The organism is candidate division KSB1 bacterium (assembly GCA_022566355.1).
Lineage (GTDB): Bacteria > Zhuqueibacterota > JdFR-76 > JdFR-76 > DREG01 > JADFJB01.
The window spans coordinates 1-15,135 of sequence record JADFJB010000020.1; the positions used below are offsets into that span (position 1 = coordinate 1).

The window sequence follows — 15,135 nt, forward strand, 5'->3', positions numbered from 1 at the left end:
TAATCTTCCCTGCCAAAAACATGCAGGGACAAGCTTGAGCCGGAATCTAATCATTCCAGGCATGTAGATTCCCGCTAAAAGCATGCGGGAATGACAGATGGGTGCTTTTCGTTCAGACACTAATTACAGTTAGGCAAAGATCCCCGCGGTTTTATTTGGACCTGGAAGTGATAACAATGCACACCGTTAAATGAATTTCTTTCATTTGAAGAGATCACAAAAAGCACCGGCATTGACTATTTTCAAAAGTTGTGGCGGCAAAATATGAAAGATTACTCTGAATCTCACTCTTCATTGATTTTAGCTAATTCAAGCACCACATCAGAATAATTAGACAACCTAGTCCTACCACGATTGTAATTTCGCAGTAAAATAATCCCAATTTTTGTTTTTATATCAAAAGCAATGTATGCATTATAACCGGCAACACTACCCCCATGCCCGACAATCTGAATTCCTCCTTCCTCTTTTCTTATGGAAAAACCCAGGCCATAACCGCTGTTTGGATTAGCCGGTGTTTGGATACGTTGCATCTCAGCACGGGATTCAGTGGATAGAATTTGCACGGGGGAGACTCCGGTTTGGCCGGCGATAAATTTCGCCAAATCTCCAACAGTGGAATAAACCCCGCCATTAGGAACTTTATAGCCACGCCCGGAATGTTCCATGGCTGGGAATGTTGTGTTGATAGAATCTCGACGATTTGCATATCCAACAGTCAAATGTTTTTTTAAATCTGAAGAAATGATAAATGTACTGCTATTCATGCCAAGAGGCTCAAAAATATACTCATGTACTAAATCCATAAAAGGACGATTAGCAGCTCGTGAGATAGTCAAACCGAGAATACCGTAACCAATATTCGAATAGGAGTACTTTTCTTTGGGTTTAGATAAAAATGAAGTCGTCGGGATAGATGCTAATATTTTCTCTTCCCATTTTTCGATTGAGCCAGCAGCAGCTTTTGGCAGTTTCGGTTCCCGGATCAATCCGGCTGTATGGCTTGCTAATTGCCTCAGGGTAATTTTTTGTGCTACATCTAGGGAATCCACCAGGTTTTTAATTTCCGGCAAATATTTGGAAACAGGATCGTCTAAATCTAATATTCCTTTTTCAGCTAATCGAACCAGCAAAGCAGCCGTTACCGACTTTGAGATTGAGCCAATACGATAGATCGAGGTAATATCAGCCGGGACTTTATTTTGAACATCTGCCCAACCAAAGGCTTTTGCCCAAACCAAATCGTTGCCCATTACAATACCTGCTGCAATACTTCCTACATTATCCTCTTCCACATCTAATGCAATTTGCTCTTCTAAACGTGCGAAAACTTCAGCTGTTTTAGTAGAGACAGGCTGTTGCGCGTTAAGTGCAATCGAACAAGAAAAAAGAAAGAAGAAAAAGGTCTTTTGGAAATGAAGTTTTCTATTTTGGCTCATCGTCTTGACATCCTTTGAAAGAGTAACTATAATATATTCATTATATGTTATAATATTTTAAATTTAATGCATTAATTTTGTTCTTGCTTGCGTATTTAAGAAGCTCCATAACATAATGCATATTCAAGAAAATATTCTCTTAATACATTGCCAAAGTAATGTTAATCAGCGCAATTATTAAATTGCTAATTTAAGATAAATATTATGGAAAAAATAGTTACGATATGCGAAATGGCCCCGCGCGATGGCATGCAAGTATTAAATCGTAATGGGCAAATTCCTATAGCGAAACGAATCGAGCTAATTAAAATACTGCAAAGAGCTTCTTTAAAATACATAGAAGTTGGCTCTTTTGTTAATCAGAAGATCATACCGGCCATGAAGGATACAAGCGAGCTAATGAAGCAGGTTAATAGTTACAATGGCCAATTAGCTGCGCTAGTCCCGAATATCAAGTATTTCCATGAGTTTGAAAAAGCCCCAAACCTGGACACAGTTGCATTGTTTCTTTCTGCTTCAGAGTATTATTCTCTAAAGAACACAAAGATGACTATAGAACAAGCCATTAATAATGCAGAAGAGGTGGTTGACATTGCAACTAAAAAAGGCTATCGTTTACGAGCTCATTTATCCGGTGCATTTAGGGATCTAACCCAAGAGAACCGGCCAACCAAAGAGGAAGAAGTTGCCGAAATATGTTCAAAGCTTCGTCACTTTGATCCTGAACTAACTATAGCTCTGGCAGATACAGATGGCCGCGCTAAAGAAGATGACATCGAAAGAGTGCTAAAATATGTAATTAACACCTTTGGCTCAGCAGGAATTGCAGTTCATTTACATAACAGAAATGGAGATGGTCTTAAGAAAGTCCGTGTAGCTTTTGATGCCGGAGTTAACACATTTGATTCAGCAATTGGAGGAATTGGTGGTAATCAGAAAGTTCTAACAGAAGCAGTCGGAAACGTGGCTACAGAAGAAATCGTAAACATGTTTGAAACAAATGGTGTCAAAACGGGTATCGATCAAAACCTACTGCTAGAAGCTGGAAAACTAGTAATTGAAATGACAGAATTAACAGGAGATCCATTGCCGCCCAGTAAACTTCTAAAAAGAAAATTAAAAGAAAAATTCTAGATCTAAGTAGATAGTGTATGAACGAAAACTCTTTGCCCATACCACTCATTGTCATTTCGATCAATCACTAGATGGCAAATAATCAATAGAACTTAAAATCGATATTAAAAACAGCTAGCGGGTACATATTTATCTGCTGACTTTAATATTCTCCAAATTAATTTCAGAAATTTTTTTGAGATCACCAGTCATAAATAATTCATCATAGTCTTCTATATTTTTCTGGATCGAATCGGAAGTAAAATTTAAGTAATCGGCAAATCGGATACCATTGACAACTCGGGGATTCAATGCCTGGCGGAAACGCGTTCCACCACCGTTTTGATGAAACGTATAAGCAAGAAAATCCATTGTTTTGTGTTTTTGATGAATCCAATACACAAACCGATCTTCAAAATCAGAGCCTCCCTGTTCTTCCGAAAATGTAACTTCAATTTTATGATAAGATTCACCATTTATTTTCGATTTACCAAGATATCGTTTTTGAGCTGCAGGATCGTTGAGTGGAAAAGGCAACAGGGCAAAATAAATAACGGAATTTAGAGAAGCCTGGTACGAAATCCGCTCCTGATCTGTCAGAGTTACACGCTCGCCGTTGACCTCCCTATTGAAGGCGTTGTTCGTCAAAATATCCCGAACATCACCTATGGAATCTTTGAATGCCCGAATATAGGTGAAATTACCTCCAGTCCTGTGAATATCATATTGCTTATCTCGAAAATCAAACTGTATGTATGAATGTTTGTAACGTATTCCTCCATATTTGTCAATCGATTGATCTATTATTTTCTGTGGATCTGAATTACCGGAACAAGCACACATAAAAAGTAATATTAAAAATCCAATACCTGTTTTCATTTTAACCTCCCGACTCGCATGTGAATAGGCCATGTGATCTCCTTTGTTGTTTCTTCATCACCCCAGGCGTGTAGCAGTTTTTTATAAAATATAGCAATTGGACTGCGATTGTGTGTTTGAACAAATTTTTTAACTGCTGTCCACGTACTGAGAAACCCAATAAATTCCAGAAAATCCCATTGGGCTTGAATTTTAAACTCCGGAGTTTTTTCCTCTTTATATGGGAAAGGGATTGTAGCATAGCCACCATCGACATGATATATCTCCGGACTCCAATATTCCCCAAGCGTGTTATAATTCAATTCAAAAATAATTTGATCGATTTGAGGCGAGATTTGACAAAGCGTATAACACCAGGTTGCTATTAAACCACCAGGTCGTAACACACGGTTTACTTCTGCATAAAATTTTTCGAAATCGAACCAATGCAACGCTTGAGCAACCGTCACCAAATCTATTGTATTTGACCGTATCGCTATTTGTTCTGAAACTGAAACCATGTACGATATATTCTTCTCGTGAGTTGCATGAACAACCTGGCTTTCACTTCCGTCTGTTGCTATTACATGGACAAAACTGTTTCTTAATCCCGTCGCACACTGACCTGAACCGGAAGCACAATCCCAGGCTTGTTGTGTATCTGGGGTAATTGATGCAAGATAATCGAATAAAGCAGGGGGATATTTCGGACGGTACTTGGCGTAAATATCGGATTGTGTGGACAAGTGATCTTTAAATGTCATGCTACTTTCTCGGCTTAGGTTGAGTGAGCTGGCTGATAATCGCTGTATTTTCAGGATATTCCTTGATCAGATCCTGCCGGTTTGCGAAATCCAGATCTATAAAATCAAAACCGGGAGCAACGGTAGAGCCGACCAATGAATAACTGTCCTTTCTACCGCAACGAGCGGCAAGCCAGGTATTTGCTGGAACCACCAGTTGAAAGGACTCACCAGCATCAAAATCATCTCCCAATTGCAATTCTACTAAAACGCCTTCTTGATTGAGCAAATAAATTGTCAAGGAAGAACCAGAATAGAAATGCCACAATTCGTCAGATTTTAGACGGTGGAATGCAGAGAATTGTTCGCCTTTTAATAAATAATAAATAGCGGTTGAAAAGGAGCGATCGCCGTTGAAACGATTAGGTAGATGAACAGCCTGAATCGATTCTGTCGCTCGATAGGATTCGCGAAAGTACCCGCCTTCAGGATGGGACTGCAATTGCAATTTCTCGATCCAGTACTCAGCGGATTTCACTATACCTCTACCTGGTCCTTATGGAATCTCGACAATCTTAAAAAATCTATGGGATGTTCAGTCGTTCCGTTTAAGGTAAGATCAGCCATGATCTCACCAACAATGGGTGTAAACTTAAAACCATGTCCAGAAAATCCAGCAGCTAAAACGATATTAGAATCTTGCGGATGATTATCTAATATAAAATCATCATCTGATGTTTTGCTATACATGCAAACAGAATAATCGGTGCGTTCTTGTCCGGCATTGGGAATATATTCGGAAAGAAATCGTAAGAGTTCCTCTTCATCCAATGACTCCAAATTGCGATTGACTTCATCAGCCGTTTCGATAATATTGGATTTTGAATGTTCCGCTATTTTGAGACCTTTTTCATTGATTGCCGGAAAGCCATAGAAAGTGCCATAACTTGTTTCGAAAAAGTATACCGGAAACTGATCAGGTTTAAAACATGCCAGATTGTGACTTCTGAACCAATACACTTCCTTTCGCCAAATATCGATCTGAATTCCTAATTGAGCTAAATAATTCTTTGACCAGGCACCCATACTTAAAACAAGTCGGTCCGCGAAAATTTCCCCATTGGTTGTTTGTATACAGAAGCCATCTCTATCCCGCCTCCATTCTAACACTTTTTCACTCGTGAAAAGTTCAGCGCCCAATTTTTGAGCTGCTTCTAAATGCACTTGCACACATGTTTCAACAAATAAAAATCCTCCAAATGGATCGTAAAAAACAGTCGAATCTTCCGGAATCCTAAATTGCGGAAACCGTTTTCTCGTTTCAGCAACTGTCCAGCATTCATGGGGCTCAGAATATTTTTGATAACATTTTTCAAGATTCACTATGGTTTCAGAATCCGGCTTGCCTCCTACGATTAAGCCATTCTGTACCATGAGTTTTTTGCCCGTTTCTTGCGCTAAATCGTCCCAAAGCTCATAAGACCGATTCAAAAGCGGCATATAATCCGGATGCTCAAAATAAGCCTTGCGAATGATGCGGGTTTCGCCATGGGAGCTGCCTAAGTTGTGAGCAATCCCGAACTGTTCTATGCCACAGACTTTGATCCCTCTCTTCGCCAAATGGTACAGAGCGCCACTTCCCATTCCCCCACATCCGATTACTGCGACGTCGAAATATTTTTTAGGCATTATTACTAATGAAAAAAATTAATGTCATTCAGAGGAATCTATTTTAAATTCATGTAAGATATTGTTTTTTATCAAGATACCGTCACGACAGGATGACAAATGTAGGAATTCTTCAATTTTCTTTATTAAACACATTGTTTTGTTGCATTCCACTTCAAAAAAACTCTTTTAAAATCGTAGATTTATAACAAATAAACAAATCATTCCGACTAGTAATCTTGTATATCCTGTTAATCCTGTCAAAATTATTGATCTACTTCAAGTTTTCTTAATCACCTCAATCCGTTGCAATACCGGTGGATGTGAATAATTCAAAAATACATAAAACGGATGTGGTGTTAAATTACTCAAATTATCAACCGAGAGTTTTTTTAATGCAGAGATCATCGAAGCAGGATCTTCTGTTGTCTCGGACGCGAATCGATCCGCTTCGTATTCATTTTTTCGTGAAAAGATCTGCATAAATATGGATAGAATCATCTCCACTGGCGAAAACAACATACCAAAGAAAATCAACCCTGCATAGATTGACATTTCCTCCATATAAAATGCTGCGAAAAGACCTTGATGACGCATGAAAATAGAAAGGAGGTAAAACATCACACCCGTATGTAACATGCTGATGATCATTCCTTTCAGGATATGCTTCTTCTTATAATGACCAATTTCATGAGCGAGAACAGATACCAATTCCTGGTTCGTATGTTTTTCGATGAGGGTATCAAACAGAGCGATTCGTTTACGTTTCCCAAATCCCGTGAAAAATGCATTTGATTTTGACGACCGTTTCGAACCATCCATCACAAAAACATTTTGTAATGAAAATTTAACCTTTTCCGCATAAGCCATAATTGCATTGCGCAGATCACCCTCCTCAAGAGGTGTGAATTTGTTAAACAGCGGCATAATCCAGGTTGGCGCAATGAATTGGATAATTAAAGTAAATATGGTGGTAGCAATCCAGCAATATAGCCAGGCGAGGTTGCCGGCATACTGAAAGAAAGCCATAATCCCGGCTAGCAGTGGGACGCCAATAATGATGCCAAGTAATAACGCTTTGACCATATCCAGGATAAATGTCTTGGGTGTGGTTTTGTTAAAACCAAACCGTTCCTCGATTACGAAAGTTGAGTAGATGCCAAATGGCAGTGATAGTAATGTTTTCACAGCAATCAAAATGCCAATATACAATAAACCCGTCCAGATTGAGCTTAAATTCCAACCCCTGACAATTTGGTCCAAGTAATTGAAACCTCCTGCAAACCAAAATACCAATGTGAGCAGTAATCCAAATGTACCCGTAATAAATCCGAATTTTGTATTGACTTTGGTATATTCCTGTGATTTGGCGTATTTCTCCGAATCATACACTCCCTCAAATTCAGTTGGGAGTTCTTCTTCCAATGCCTTTAAATTGAGGACTTCAGCGATGACATCTAAAACGAAGCCAAACAATATGGTTGCTAAAATGATGATTGCATAAATATTCATATTCCACTAACCTATTTTGTTATTGATGTAAAGATACTTCAATAATAGGTAGCGAATTGAAATGAATCCCGCAAATTTTATTTTGGTTGGGCAGTAAAATAGTGATATTAAAGTAATGATTTTATCTTGATAGATTTTGATGGACTTTCAACGAATAAGATTTCTGCTAAAAGCGAGACTGCATAAATGATAATCATGCTTCCCTAACCTGTCATTTCCGACTATGCAGAATTAAGAATTCAATTACAACCCAAACTGTCATTCCCGAATGCTTTAATCGGGAATCTTATACATCGTTAAAATTCTGATCCCTTAAAAAAAAGGACAGACCCCCGATAAAAACACTCGGGGGTGACAATTATGGAGCTGTCATTACCGAAATGTTTACCCGTTTAAAACATAAGGGTACAAGTTTATCGGGAATCTACTTATTTCGTCCCACATTTGCCGCCTGCCCTGAGTGCAGTCGAAGGGTCTCACGTCTTCACCCTCATCACCACAAACGTCACATCGTCGTCCTGGGGTCTTCCATTGGCCCATTCATCTCCGGTTTTCACAAGATAGTCGATGATCTCCTTGGGACTTTTTGTCGCTACTTTCTCAAATGCTGCATAGGCTTCATCATAACCCATATAATCCCCGTGACTGTTGAAACGTTCCGGAAAACCATCACTCATAAGCAATAAAGTATCACCGGCAGAAATTGATAACACTTGCTCTTTGTATGGAAATTCCTCCACACAACCCAGGGGCATGCCCTTCAACAGGATCTCTTCCATCTTATTTTCAGCCGCCCTGTGAATTAACAATGGCGGCATACCAGCGCCACAAATCGCAATTTTTGAACCCTTAATTTTCAGCATGGTCATAGCCATATTAAGTGTGCGAAGGTTCATGTTTTTCAAAACTCGATTGGACTGGTTCATAAAGCCTAAGACTTCTGCATCCGGCGCCAGCGATTCAAATAAGCTTTTAGTAGCTGTCACCATCATACCGGCATTCAAGCCATGGCCGGTGGCATCGCCGACAGCGACTGTGAGTGTGCCATCATTAGAAACATGAAAATCGTAATAGTCGCCACCCACTTCGGTGGCAGGATTCATATATACTGCAATTTCCAGATTGGGAAGGGATGGAACGGTTTTGGGCAGCATGGAAAGTTGCAAGGTTCGCGCTTCTTCAAGTTCTTTGGCTCGCCGTTGGTTTTCTGCCAAAATCGCTTTGGTCTTTTCTTTCTGAATCACTCTATGATTTTGGTACCTACCTGCAGAAACAATCGCTGATATCAAAAGGACAAAATAAATAGCATAAGCCCACCAGGTTTTCCAGAATGGTGGATTGATTATAATATTGATTGAAGTCCCTTCCTCATTCCATATCCCATCACTGTTGGCAGCTTTAACATGAAAAATGTACTCTCCAGGATCCAGATTTGTATAATTTGCCGTGTGTTTGGTTCCAACATAGCGCCAGTCTGAATCATAATTGTCCAGTTTGTAGGCGTATTCATTCTTTTCTGGGCGACTGAAATGCAAGGCTGCAAATTCAAAGGATATATCATTCTGATTGTAGGCTAAATCAACATTGTCGGCAATGGAAATATGCTGTTTTAAGGGTGAGTCACCCCCGATTGCAACGGGTTGATCGAATAGATTAAATCCGGTTAGTGCAATTGTTGGGGGACAGTATTGGTTTGCATTTGATCCGGTGAAAAAACATTTAACCCATCTGGACCACCAAAAAACATTTCCCCAGCCGCATTCTTATAAGCTCTAAAAATCTCATGGCCTAGCAAGCCATTGGAAGCATCGAAGGTTGTGAACATGTTGTTTCGAGTATCGAATTTTGTCAACCCATTAAAAGTGCCAAGCCAGAGAAAGCCGCTTTCATCTTGCAAAATTACATTCACACTATTGACTGGTAATCCATCCTGAACTGTATAAGCTTTGAACAAACCTGTTTCGCGGTCGAATTTCAACAATCCGCCGATATAGTCAGCAAGCCATAAACTGCCGGATGCATCCTCAAAAATATCTAAAACAGCGATCAAACCGCGGCTTTCATCATTAAAGGCTGTAAAATCATCCGTATCCCTGTTATAGCGAAAAACACCATTGGTGTTCGTACCAAACCAAAGCGTTCCGGAGCCGTCCTCAAAAATTGGACGAACTCTATCTTCGGGTATTGAATTGCCATATTCAAATTGATCGATATAGGCTAAAAGTGTATCGGTTTCGGCGTGGTTGAGGCTAAAAACGAGAATACCCCAATAATCCGGGCGGTGCGGTGGTTGAGCATTCCAGTTTCTGTAGCTATGACTGTCGTCAGTTTGATACCGGAGGGTATATTTGCCTGGTTGAAGTGTTTTCATAACAATTTGGATTCTGTTTTTTATATTTCCTCCTGCATGTTTCGTGCTGTCCAAATCCATTTCCCAGATGGTCGATTTATCTGATTCAAGAGAGCCAAAATCGAACATCTGGGTTGTCCCTTCTCCCATAGAAACGATTAGTATCGTAGTTTCCTTATCAAGAGTAAAGGTTTTCGAGATTTTTTGGTCATTTCCTACCTTCACTATCTCAGAAAGAATTCGACCCTGTTGCATGCTTGTTTCTATAGTTTGAAAAACCATACGATGATATGTGGTATCCATGTACATATAGCGGATAAACTTTCCGGTTTCCTTGTCGAATTGATTCAATCCGCCTTCTGTACTGATCCAGAGAGCGCCTGTGTGGTCTTCCAGGATGTCATTTACCCTGTTATTGCTTAAAGTTGTAGGATCATTTACGTCGTTTTTATAACGAGTGAAATGACCTTTTTCACGATCAAAGCGATGGAAGCCCTGAGCAGTGCCGATAAACATTTCTCCTGACGAATCTTCATAAATAGCTAGAATAATGTTTGAGCTCAATGAATTTTTATCTAATGAATCGTGTTTGAAATGGACAAAGGTATTCGATTCGCGGTCAAATCGGTTGAGACCATCCCGAGTACCTATCCAAATTATTCCCGGTTCAGAGTTCGATTCAAAAATAGCGGTTACACGGTTATCACTTAAACTATTCAAATCCCCTTCCTTTTTATTATAATTTGTAAATTTCTGTTGCGAACGATCAAGTTTATTCAAACCTCTATTACTGGTCCCGAACCATAAACTCCCGGAACGATCGGCTAAAAATGCGACAGTTCGATCTGAACTCAAGCTGGCGGGATCATCCGGATCGCTGTGGTAATTCGAAAAGGTTCCGGCTTGCCGATTGAAAAGATCCAGGCCTCCTCCTCCCGAAAGGAACCAGATGTCGCCATTTTCCTCTTCAAACAGAGGCATCAGCCCAATATTGCTGGGTGTTGAAGAGTTTTCCGGGTCGTGTTTGTAATGGGTGAAGATACCCGTACTTGGCTCCATTCGGTCCAATCCACCTTGTGTACCAAGCCAGAGTGTACCGGCTTCATCCTCAAACAAATGTGCAACTGTATTATCTACAATGCTGTTTGGATCTTCAGGATCATTGATGAAATTTGTAAAAGAATCGGTTTGAGGATCATAACGATTGAGACCTCCGCCAATAGTTCCGATCCACAACTGGCCGTCTTTGCTTTCTAAAATTGATGTAATAATATTTCCACTTATACTGCCGCTATTTTCCGAATCAGGCAAATACTGTGTAAAAGAATCCGTTTTATGATTATAACGATTGAACCCATTTGTTGTGCCGAACCAGATATTTGAATTTCTATCCTCCAGGAACGAAAAAACAAGAAATGAAATGCCAAAAACACTAATTGAATTGGCGCTCAAACTGTTTGGATCTTCCGGATCATGTTCATAATGAGTAAAAGTTCCGGTTTGAGGATCCAATCTTTTCAACCGCTGGTCACTTGTAATAACCCAAATAAATCCTTTTTGATCTTCATGAATAAAAAAGACAAAATTGTTACCTAGACTGGCACTATCTCCCGGGACATGCCGGTAGTTAGTAAACTGCTCTGTAGCCCGGTTAAATTTATTAAGCCCGTTTTCCCTAGTTCCAGCCCAGATGTTTCCCGACCGATCCTCATGCAAAGTAAAAATAGAACGCCCCTTAATGCTGTGGGTATTGTCAGCATCCGATGTATAGATTTTCATATGATAACCATCGTACTTCACCAAGCCGTTTTGAGTACCGAGCCAGAGAAAGCCCAGGTGGTCCTGCAGCATGGAAAACACACTATTTTCCGGCAGGCCATCTTGTACGGTAATGTGTTCGAATACCATTTTCTGGGGTTGGGAGTAGGCGATTGAAGAGGTTGTGAACAGCGTTAAGTAGAGTAATAATCGAATGCTAGTGACTCTAGTTTTAGTGGATGAGCATATGTTCATAAGTGATTTCCTTTGTAATTTCATGTGTGTTCCTCGATAATAATATAAGCGCTAAGTCATTATTCTCTATTCTGTCATTCCCGAATGCTTTTATCGGGAATCTACTTTTTCTATATTTTATTATACAAATCTTTCCAATCAGGATTTTCTTTCTCAATCAAGTCTATCTTCCATTGGCGGTTCCATTTTTTAATTTTGTTTCTCCCTGAAGATAGCATATTTAATATCGTTATGAACCTCATAAAAAACCAAACTATGAACTTTATATTTATTTGTAAACCCTTTTATTAAGTCATGTTTATGCTCATATATTCTTCTTTTGAGATTATTTGTAACTCCAATGTAAAGAACACCATTTTTCTTACTAGCTAAAACGTAGACAAAATAATAATTCAATAAAAAGGCCAGTTATGTTTTAAAAAATCACAATCTAGACCCCCGATAAGACATTCGGGGGTGACAGTTTTGGGGTTTGCTGACCGCCTAATAATTATTTGGAATGATAACCATGCTACCCTACCTGTCATTCCCGAATGCTTTAATCGGGAAGCACCATTTTTCTTACACCCATATTAAATATATACAAAATAGTACTTCACATTTAAGTCATTTCACAATCAAGATTCCTGCTAAAAACATGCAGGAATGACAATTTTTTCCTATCCCTGTCATTCCCGAATGCTTTTATCGGGAATCTAATACCCACATACTTTAAGCTCAGAGGTTTCTTCGCGTTTTCCGTTTTTCACGTCTCACGTTTGCCGTCTGCCGTTTCACGTTTTATTTTCAAAACCACGAACGTCACATCATCATCCTGGGGGCGGCCATTGGCCCATTTGATGCCTGTTTTAACCAGGTGGTCAATAATCTCCTTCGGTGATTTCCCCCCTACATTTTTAAATGCGGCATACGCATTTGGATAATCCAGCATTTTTTCCTTATCATTCATCAATTCCGGAAAACCGTCGCTCATGAGTAGAATCGTATCTCCAGGTTTCAATTTTACCGTTTCTTGCCGGTAAGGAAATCCTTTCATGGCGCCCAACGGCATGCCGTCAATATTCAATTCTTCGAGTTTTTTGCTGGCATTGCGATAGATCAAAACGGGCGGAATTCCAGCAGAAGATAATTTTAGGATTCCATTACTGAATTTAAGCATTGCCAAACACATGGATAATAATGGCAATTTCATCGATTTGATGGATGTGTTCATTTCTGCAAATGTGGATAAGATATCAGGATTCTTAGCCAAAGCGCTAAACAAAGTTTTGGCAGCCGTAACCATGGTACCGGCTTTCAAGCCATGTCCGGTGGCATCCCCAACCACGACTGTTAAAGTGCCATCATCACTTGTATGAAAATCATAATAATCACCGCCGACTTCTGTAGCGGTTTTCATGTAAACAGCGATTTCAAGGCCGGGCAATTTAGGAACGTCTTTCGGCAGCATCGAAAGCTGCAGCTGTCGTGCCTCTTCTAATTCCCGGGCTTTGCGCTGGTTTTCTTTTTCCAGTTCAGCCTTGGCTGCCGCCAATTGTGTGAAGTCTTCATAACGTGCATAGGCTACGGCAAAGGCATCGGCAAGGGGCGCCTGGATGAGGTTAATTTCATCGTCCGCCAGCGGTGTGGCGCTGCCGACATAGAGCATACCCTGGGTAAAAGGCACGAACTGCAACGCGAGCCTCTCGGGCGCTTCCTCACCGGCCTGGTACTGTTTCGGACTATCAATCTGCGATAGGATCGTCTGCGTCCACGCTATGAATTGCTCCCGGTCCCATTCTTCCCGAAAAACCTTTCTCTGCCGCCAGTACTGCACAGCTTGCTCAACCAGGGGCGTACTGCCAAATTTCAGATGCAGCGCGGCGAGGGATTCTCCGGACGGGGTAGAGAGATAAAAAAGGGCATGCTCCGCTGGCCTCATCGATAATTAAAACCCCGCAGCGGATAAATGGCACACTGAGGACGTTTAGTTCACGCCAGATGAGCGGGGGTGATGCGTTGCAGGTCGTCGGCGGTTCGCATCGTCGCGATCTCCGCCCGTACGCGATCTACGGAGGCTTGCTGTTCGGCTTCCCGTGCCCGCGTTTCGGCTTCCTTTAAATCAAGGTACCGCCGGTAGGTCAATCCCAGCACCGACGTAAATTTTCGGAAGATGCGAAGTTCTTCTTCCACGAATTCCTTTTCAGCCCAAGTATAAAGGGCTCCTTCCGGAAAGTAGAAAAAATACCCATACTGGATATTGATACTTTGCCAATCCGGAATGTCAATATGAGGTCTTACAAGTTCATAATATTTTTTTAAGGAATTGCCTTTCAGTACAGGATGATATTCCTTCTGCACCTTCCAATATTCGAATACGCTTTCCAATACGTAGTGGCCCTTCAACTTTACTGTGCCGACAAGTTCCAAGGCATGATCCTCTTTGGTGGCGCTGGTGGTTAATAGCTCGACGACCTGAGTTTCTCCGTCGATCAGACCGACGCCGCAACGCATCGGTGTGATGTGCAGGGTCCGCAATTCTTGAAAAACGACACTGACAGTTGTGGCCAGATCTTCAGAACTATGCATAGCCATCGCCTTGGCTCGCACACGCTCAAGAGCAGCTTCGATCTGTGCTTCGCGGGCTTGTGCCTCGGCTTTTTGAAGGTCGAGGAAGCGCGTGTATGTTTGCTCGAATACCTGTGCAAATCGCTTGATTATGCCATTCTCATCAGGGGTATAGGGTACTACCTTGTAATTCCAAATAGTCAGAGAAGTATCTTTTGAAAGGACAGTAGACCTGGCTATTCCTTTTGCGGCAGCAATATACGCTTTTCGTTTCTTAGGCACTGTAAATTCCGCATGTGTATAAAAGTGGACAAAAAAGCTGTTCTTTTCTTCAAAAGTCATGGTATCAGTCAGCAGTGCTTCTCCATTGTGAAGAGCCGTCTCATATCGGGTAAAAAATGGATGGTTAAAGTATGGTAAATGCACCCGCCTATCATATCGCTGGCTGGTAGCGGCTGTCCACATATAATGGTCTTTGGAGTCTTTTAAATGCACGTTGATGTTACTTGCATCTATGTCGAGATTCAGGGATTCTAATTGTTCGAAGACGACCCTGATAACTTCTTGTAGTTCTTCACTTTGATGCATGGCCATTGTGCACGCCCGAACCCTTTCGAGCGCTGCTTCGATCTGTGCTTCACGCGCCTGGGCTTCGGCTTTTTGAAGGTCGAGAAAGCGCGTGTAGGTCTGCTCGAAGACCTTAGCGAAGCGTGCGAGAACATCGAAGTCGTCCTCGGCTAAAGGCTCATACGTAATCGTGTTCATAATGCCGTGGCTGTAGGAAGCACAGTTCATAACCACTCTGTCTGGGGCGCTTTCTCCGGCAGGATACCGCCATCCATACTGCACGATGTGCGTCACGAAATCCTTCATGGCCTGCTCTTCAAAGAAA

The 15,135-nt window shown here is 41.0% G+C and carries 11 protein-coding genes and 1 pseudogene; 1 reads left to right on the top strand and 11 read right to left on the bottom strand.

Going from position 1 to position 15,135, the window contains the following annotated elements; all coding sequences use genetic code 11:
* Positions 1-284: 284 nt before the first annotated feature.
* Positions 285-1,439, bottom strand: a complete 1,155-nt coding sequence (locus IIC38_05595; protein MCH8125418.1) for a beta-lactamase family protein — start codon at positions 1,437-1,439, stop codon at positions 285-287.
* A 204-nt stretch (positions 1,440-1,643) separates the two neighbouring features.
* Between IIC38_05595 and IIC38_05600 the strand changes: the two genes are divergently transcribed.
* Positions 1,644-2,573 (top strand): hypothetical protein, encoded by a 930-nt coding sequence (locus IIC38_05600; protein ID MCH8125419.1) that lies wholly within the window; start codon positions 1,644-1,646, stop codon positions 2,571-2,573.
* Positions 2,574-2,702: 129 nt separating this feature from the next.
* On the opposite strand, the gene IIC38_05605 is transcribed toward IIC38_05600, so the two are convergent.
* The 10 genes and pseudogenes from IIC38_05605 to IIC38_05650 all read right to left on the bottom strand — a co-directional run bounded on the left by IIC38_05605 (position 2,703) and on the right by IIC38_05650 (position 15,116).
* Positions 2,703-3,431, bottom strand: coding sequence for a hypothetical protein (locus IIC38_05605; protein MCH8125420.1), 729 nt, complete (start codon positions 3,429-3,431; stop codon positions 2,703-2,705).
* A complete protein-coding gene (locus IIC38_05610; protein ID MCH8125421.1) occupies positions 3,428-4,174 on the bottom strand; it encodes a class I SAM-dependent methyltransferase in 747 nt (248 codons plus the stop codon). Before IIC38_05610 ends, IIC38_05605 begins: the two co-directional genes overlap by 4 nt.
* A 1-nt stretch (position 4,175) precedes the next feature.
* Positions 4,176-4,691 (bottom strand): cupin domain-containing protein, encoded by a 516-nt coding sequence (locus tag IIC38_05615; protein ID MCH8125422.1) that lies wholly within the window; start codon positions 4,689-4,691, stop codon positions 4,176-4,178.
* Positions 4,691-5,842, bottom strand: a complete 1,152-nt coding sequence (solA, locus tag IIC38_05620) for an N-methyl-L-tryptophan oxidase (GenBank protein MCH8125423.1) — start codon at positions 5,840-5,842, stop codon at positions 4,691-4,693. The genes IIC38_05615 and solA overlap by 1 nt, the downstream gene beginning before the upstream one ends.
* Before the next feature lie 258 nt (positions 5,843-6,100).
* Positions 6,101-7,333 carry a M48 family metallopeptidase gene (locus IIC38_05625; protein MCH8125424.1) on the bottom strand — a complete coding sequence of 411 codons (1,233 nt, stop codon included), beginning with the start codon at positions 7,331-7,333 and terminating at the stop codon, positions 6,101-6,103.
* A gap of 476 nt (positions 7,334-7,809) precedes the next feature.
* Positions 7,810-8,868, bottom strand: a complete 1,059-nt coding sequence (locus IIC38_05630; protein ID MCH8125425.1) for a SpoIIE family protein phosphatase — start codon at positions 8,866-8,868, stop codon at positions 7,810-7,812.
* A 128-nt stretch (positions 8,869-8,996) separates the two neighbouring features.
* Entirely contained in the window at positions 8,997-11,696 is a 2,700-nt protein-coding gene (locus IIC38_05635; protein MCH8125426.1) for a hypothetical protein, read from the bottom strand.
* Positions 11,697-11,806: 110 nt separating this feature from the next.
* Positions 11,807-12,092 (bottom strand): annotated as a pseudogene (locus IIC38_05640) (GIY-YIG nuclease family protein).
* A 349-nt stretch (positions 12,093-12,441) separates the two neighbouring features.
* On the bottom strand, positions 12,442-13,617 hold the full coding sequence (locus IIC38_05645) for a PP2C family protein-serine/threonine phosphatase (GenBank protein MCH8125427.1): 1,176 nt from the start codon (positions 13,615-13,617) through the stop codon (positions 12,442-12,444).
* Positions 13,618-13,667: 50 nt separating this feature from the next.
* The gene (locus IIC38_05650; GenBank protein MCH8125428.1) at positions 13,668-15,116 is read right to left on the bottom strand and encodes a hypothetical protein; all 1,449 of its coding nucleotides are present in this window, start codon (positions 15,114-15,116) and stop codon (positions 13,668-13,670) included.
* Positions 15,117-15,135 lie beyond the last annotated feature (19 nt).